Here is a 5150-nt window from a genome sequence, read left to right as displayed (position 1 = left end):
CGAAGAGGGTTGCTGCCGTGGGCGGGTGCGGCCTGGAGTCGAGGCCGCCGACCCGCGCGCGGCGGTCCAGATCCCCGCCATCTGGCCCACCCCGACGACCTCCACCGCGCGGACCTCGCATAATGGCTGGCTGTGACGGTTACGCGTGCTTCTGCTGATGCCGCGCGCCAGGCGGTGGTGGAGGGGGTGTTGGAGCGGATCACCTTCGTCAGCGAGGAGACCGGCTACACCATCGCCCGGCTGGCCACCGAGCGGTCCAGCCCGGACCTGCTGACGGTGGTCGGACCTTTGCTGGGCGCGCAGATCGGGGAGAGTCTGCGGCTGACCGGGCAGTGGGGCAGTCATCCCCGGTACGGCCGGCAGTTTCAGGTGCACTCGTACACCACGGTGCTGCCCGCCACGATCCAGGGCATTCGCCGCTACCTCGGCTCGGGGCTGATCAAGGGAATCGGGCCGGCGATGGCCGAGCGGATGGTCGCGCATTTCGACACCGACATCCTGCGGATCATCGAGGAGGAGCCGGCGCGGCTGATCGAGGTGCACGGGCTGGGACCCAAACGCACCAAAAAGATCACCGACGCCTGGGAGGAGCAGAAGGCGATCAAGGAGGTGATGGTGTTTCTCCAGGGGGTGGGGGTGTCCACCTCCCTGGCCGTGAAGATCTACAAGAAGTACGGGGACGCTTCCATCGGCGTGGTCCGCACGCAGCCCTACCGGCTCGCCGCCGACGTGTGGGGAATCGGGTTTCGGACCGCCGACACCATCGCCCAGGCGGTCGGCATCCCCCACGACAGTCCCGAACGGATCAAAGCCGGGTTGCAGTACACCCTGTCGCAGGCCGCCGACGACGGGCACTGCTTCCTGCCCGCACCGAACCTGGTCACCGAGGCGGTGAAGATCCTCGAGGTCGAACGCGAGCTGATCGGCCCGTGTCTGGAGCAGCTCGCCGCCGATGAGGGCGTGATCCGCGAGGGCGTTCCGGCCGGGGACGCCACCGTTCCGGCGGTCTACCTGGTGCCGTTCCACCGCGCGGAGACCTCCCTCGCCGACGGGCTGCTGCGGCTGCTCCACGCCGACCAGGATCGGTTGGCGACGTTCACGGACGTGGACTGGTGCCGGGCGCTTGGCTGGCTGCGGGGCCGGACCGGTCAAGAGTTGGCCGACGAACAGGAGGCAGCGGTCCGGCTCGCGCTCACCAGCAAGGTCGCGGTGCTCACCGGCGGTCCCGGATGTGGCAAGAGCTTCACCGTCCGTTCGGTGGTGGAGCTCGCCCGGGCCCGCAACGCCCGGGTGGTGCTGGTCGCGCCGACCGGGCGGGCCGCGAAACGGCTGGCCGAGCTCACCGGGCACGAGGCCGCCACCGTCCACCGGCTGCTGGAACTGCAACCCGGCGGCGACCCCCGATATGACCGGGACAATCCGCTGGACGCCGATCTGGTGGTGGTGGACGAATCCTCGATGATGGACGTCATCCTGGCCAACAAGCTGGTGAAAGCGGTCCCGCCGGGAGCACATCTACTCCTCGTCGGTGACGTCGACCAGCTTCCCTCGGTCGGCGCCGGTGAGGTCCTGCGCGACCTGCTCGCCGCCGACACCATCCCCAGGGTCCGGCTGACCAGGATCTTCCGGCAGGCACAGCAGTCCGGCATCGTGGTCAACGCCCACCGCATCAATTCCGGGACGCCGCCACAGCTGAACGGCTTCGCGGACTTCTTCTGGTTTTCCTGCGAGCCGGCCGAGGACTCCGGTCTGCATCCAGCGGAGGAGACCGCCACCATGGTGGTGGACATCGTCGCCCGCCGCATCCCGAAACGCTTCGGCCTCGATCCCCGCCGCGACGTTCAGGTCCTGGCACCGATGCACCGCGGACCGGCCGGGGCCGGCAATCTCAACATCCTGCTGCAGGAAACCCTCACCCCGGCGCGGGAGGGCATGCCCGAGCGCCGCTACGGGGGGCGGGTGTTCCGGGTCGGCGACAAGGTCACCCAGCTTCGCAACAACTACGAGAAGGGCAAGGCCGGGGTTTTCAACGGGACCGTCGGCGTCGTCACCGCCATCAACTCCGAGGAACAGACGCTGACCGTGCTCTCCGACGAGGACGAAAGTCTCAGTTACGACTTCTCCGAACTCGACGAGCTCGCCCATGCCTACGCCGTCAGCATCCACCGCTCCCAGGGCAGTGAATACCCTGCCGTCGTGCTTCCCCTCACCACCTCATCGTGGATGATGCTGCAACGCAACCTCCTCTACACCGGCGTCACCCGCGCCAAAAAACTTGTTGTCCTGGTCGGATCCCGTAAGGCGCTGGCGGCCGCGGTCCGAACCCCGGGAGCCGGGCGTCGCCACACCGCACTCACCCATCGCATCGGGACGTCCAAAGCCCGTGCAATTCAGCAGCCGGAGGTGTCGAGCCCCACCGCCGGGCAGAAGTAGCGACTCCGGAACAGTCCGCACCGCCGACGGGGGCGGCGCGCCGAGGCTCACCGGTCGCAGCGCAGGACGATCTTGCCGAACTGTTGGCCGGCGAGGGCCCTGGCGATACCCGGGCGGGCGTCGGTGAGGGGCCAGACTGTGTCGATCACGGGTACGGCGCCGGTGGTGGCGCACAGCCGGGCGAGTGCAAACAGCTCGGCGGGGGTGCCCATCGCACTGCCGTGCAGGGAGATCGACCGCACGAACAGGTCGGTCAGGTCGATGCCGACGGTGGCACCGGTTACGGCCCCGGCGGTCACGACCTGCCCGCCGGGGCGGACCGAGCGCAACGAGTGCGCCAGCGTCGCCTGACCGACGCAGTCCAGGGCCGCGTCCACGGGTTCGGGCAACACGGCGCCGGACGGGAAGGCGGCATGTGCGCCGAGGTGCTCGACCGCGCGTCGACCGCGGTGCGGGTCGCGGCTGGTGACCCACACCCGCAACCCGGCGGCCACGGCCAGGCGGATCAGGGCGGTCGGGACGCCGCCGCCCGCACCCTGCACGAGAACCGTGCCACCGGGGGCGACCCGGGCGCGGCCGAACAGCATCCGGTAGGCGGTCAGCCAGGCGGTACCCAGGCACGCGGCCTGCTCCCAGGTCAGCTCCGGCGGCTTCGGCACCAGGTTGGCGCGGGGCACCTGGACCCGCTCGGCCCAGGTGCCGTCGACACCCTGCGACAACATCCGCAGACCGGGATCGTGCATCGGATCGGGGTACCGCGCCGCCGCCAGGATGGGATAGACGATGACCTCGTTGCCGTCCGGGTCGAGGCCCGCACCGTCCGAGCCGAGCACCCGCGGCGGCCCGGCCGGATCGAACCCGTGCCCACGGATGGCGGCCAGGTCGCTGTGATTGACCGACGCGCATCGCAACGTCACCGTGACCCACCCGTCCGGCGGCGGCTGGTCGCGATCGTCGATCTCAATGCCGGTGAGCAGCCCGTCGGGGTCGGGTGCCGTTCGGCGAATCGCCCGCACCGCGCTCAGTCCCGGGGAGACGCGTAGGGCAGGTCGTGGCTGATCACATGCTCGGCGATCAGCCACCGACCCTCGACCCGACGCAGCGTGGACCGGTTGTAGCCGGACTCGATCGGGGTGATGGTCCCCTGCGCACCGGACGTTCCCGGCGGCCACCCGCCCTCGGGTTCGGCGCGGCCGACCACGTTGTGAACCAGAAACTGGACGTCGATGGTGGCGGTGTCACCGTCGACGTCCACGATGTGGTTGAACGTGGTGTGGTGGCTCCAACCACGGGGTGGGTGCGGGGCCATCATCCCCGCGACCGCCTGCCCGATCCGAGCCGCTGTCCGCACGCTGCCGAGCGGAGTACGGGCGCCGCCGCCGGTGTAGTAGATCTCGACCACCGCGTCCTCGGTGAACAGGGCGGCCATCGCCGGCCCGTCCCGGTGGTCGGCGGCGCGTACGTAGGCGGCCACCACCTCCTCCACCTGCCGCTCGGCACTCTTGCCGACCACGACCGGCGCCGGCCGCGGCGGCACGGGGAACGAATCTGTGATCATGAAAAGCCCTTTCGCCGAGGCCTCACCCAGAGACCAACCACATGAGAGTCTCAGGTAGTTACCTGAGAGTGTCAAGCAGTTGATGGAGGGTCTCAGGTATCGTGAGCGGGTGGGTACGCGGCCGTCCTTCACCGGGGAGACCCTGACCGGCGAGATCGCCCGCGGCGGCTTTCCCGAGATCCGCCGGGCGATGCTCGACTTCGTCGGCGCCTACCTGCTCGACTTCGAGACCGCCGCCCAGCGGGCCGGGCTGACCCTCGCCCAGGCACGGGTCCTGGGCTTCGCCGCGATCAGACCGTCGGCCATGAAGGACATCGCCGCGCAGTTCGGCTGCGATCCGTCCAACCTCACCGCCAAGGTCGACCGCCTCATCGAACTGGGCCTGGTCGAGCGCCGCTCCGACCCCCACGACGGACGCGTCAAACTGATCGCGGCCACGCCCGAGGGCATCGCCGCGTCGGCCGCACTCTGCCACAGCCGCAACTGGCTGGCCGACGTGCTCGGCTCCCTCACCGCCGACGAGGCCCGCACCATCCAGACCGCCTTCGACCTGCTGGTCAACCGCCCGGCCTGAGGTCCTGGCCGTCAGCTCGTTCGACGGCGGGGGGCAGAAGTGAGCGGGCCGTGCCGATGCCACGCCGATGTGCGGCTCCGCCACCAGTACCACCCGGACCGGCCAGTGCGGACCGGATCCTGCGTCGCATCCTCGGTCACTGACCAGGTCGGACCGCACGCCGATCTCTCACTGATCCGCCGCTGCGGCCCTGGGCTGTTCCGGCGCGGGGGACAGGTGGGCCGCGATGATCTGCCAGCGGCCGCTGTCGTGGACCCAGGTGCGGGTGTAGTCCATGACGACGGAGACGGGTTCACCGCTGATCCGAGCGGTGATCGCGGCGCGCACGAACGTGACTCCGGTCGCGCCGTGGAGCAGACAGTGCCGGCGCAGCTCGACGTACGAGGTCACGGCGAAGGCTCCCGAGGCGTAGCCCGCGACATCCTCGGCCTTGCCGTGGAGCAGACCGTCGTGCCCGCGGGCGACGAGGTCGTCGTGCAGCACGTCGGCGAGCCCCGCGGAGTCGTTGGCAGCCACCACGGACTGGAACTGATCCTCGGCCCGTCCAAGACCGGCGAGATCCGCGGACTGTGCCATTGTCATGAT

Annotated in this window: 5 protein-coding genes; 2 read left to right on the top strand and 3 right to left on the bottom strand. The window is 69.9% G+C overall.

Features of this window, described 5'->3' with window-relative positions; genetic code table 11:
* Window positions 1-132: 132 nt before the first annotated feature.
* On the top strand, window positions 133-2433 hold the full coding sequence (gene recD2, locus G6R24_RS18020; protein WP_163550377.1) for an SF1B family DNA helicase RecD2: 2301 nt from the start codon (window positions 133-135) through the stop codon (window positions 2431-2433).
* A gap of 47 nt (window positions 2434-2480) precedes the next feature.
* Here the strand turns inward: recD2 and G6R24_RS18015 are convergent, their stop codons facing one another.
* Entirely contained in the window at window positions 2481-3449 is a 969-nt protein-coding gene (locus tag G6R24_RS18015; protein WP_225438687.1) for a zinc-binding dehydrogenase, read from the bottom strand.
* A gap of 5 nt (window positions 3450-3454) precedes the next feature.
* Window positions 3455-3991, bottom strand: coding sequence for a nuclear transport factor 2 family protein (locus G6R24_RS18010; protein WP_163550376.1), 537 nt, complete (start codon window positions 3989-3991; stop codon window positions 3455-3457).
* A gap of 109 nt (window positions 3992-4100) precedes the next feature.
* Between G6R24_RS18010 and G6R24_RS18005 the strand changes: the two genes are divergently transcribed.
* A complete protein-coding gene (locus G6R24_RS18005; RefSeq protein WP_217451613.1) occupies window positions 4101-4565 on the top strand; it encodes a MarR family winged helix-turn-helix transcriptional regulator in 465 nt (154 codons plus the stop codon).
* A 168-nt stretch (window positions 4566-4733) separates the two neighbouring features.
* Here G6R24_RS18005 and G6R24_RS18000 read toward each other — a convergent pair.
* On the bottom strand, window positions 4734-5150 hold a 417-nt coding region (locus G6R24_RS18000; protein ID WP_225438686.1), incomplete at its 5' end, for a nuclear transport factor 2 family protein.

The organism is Candidatus Frankia nodulisporulans (assembly GCF_902806475.1).
Taxonomy (GTDB): Bacteria; Actinomycetota; Actinomycetes; order Frankiales; family Frankiaceae; genus Frankia; species Frankia umida.
This window is presented reverse-complemented; position numbering and strand designations above follow the sequence as displayed.

Excerpts from the sequence above, each read along its gene's own strand:
- G6R24_RS18010 (WP_163550376.1), bottom strand. The coding sequence starts at position 3,991 with ATGATCACAGATTCGTTCCCCGTGCCGCCGCGGCCGGCGCCGGTCGTG.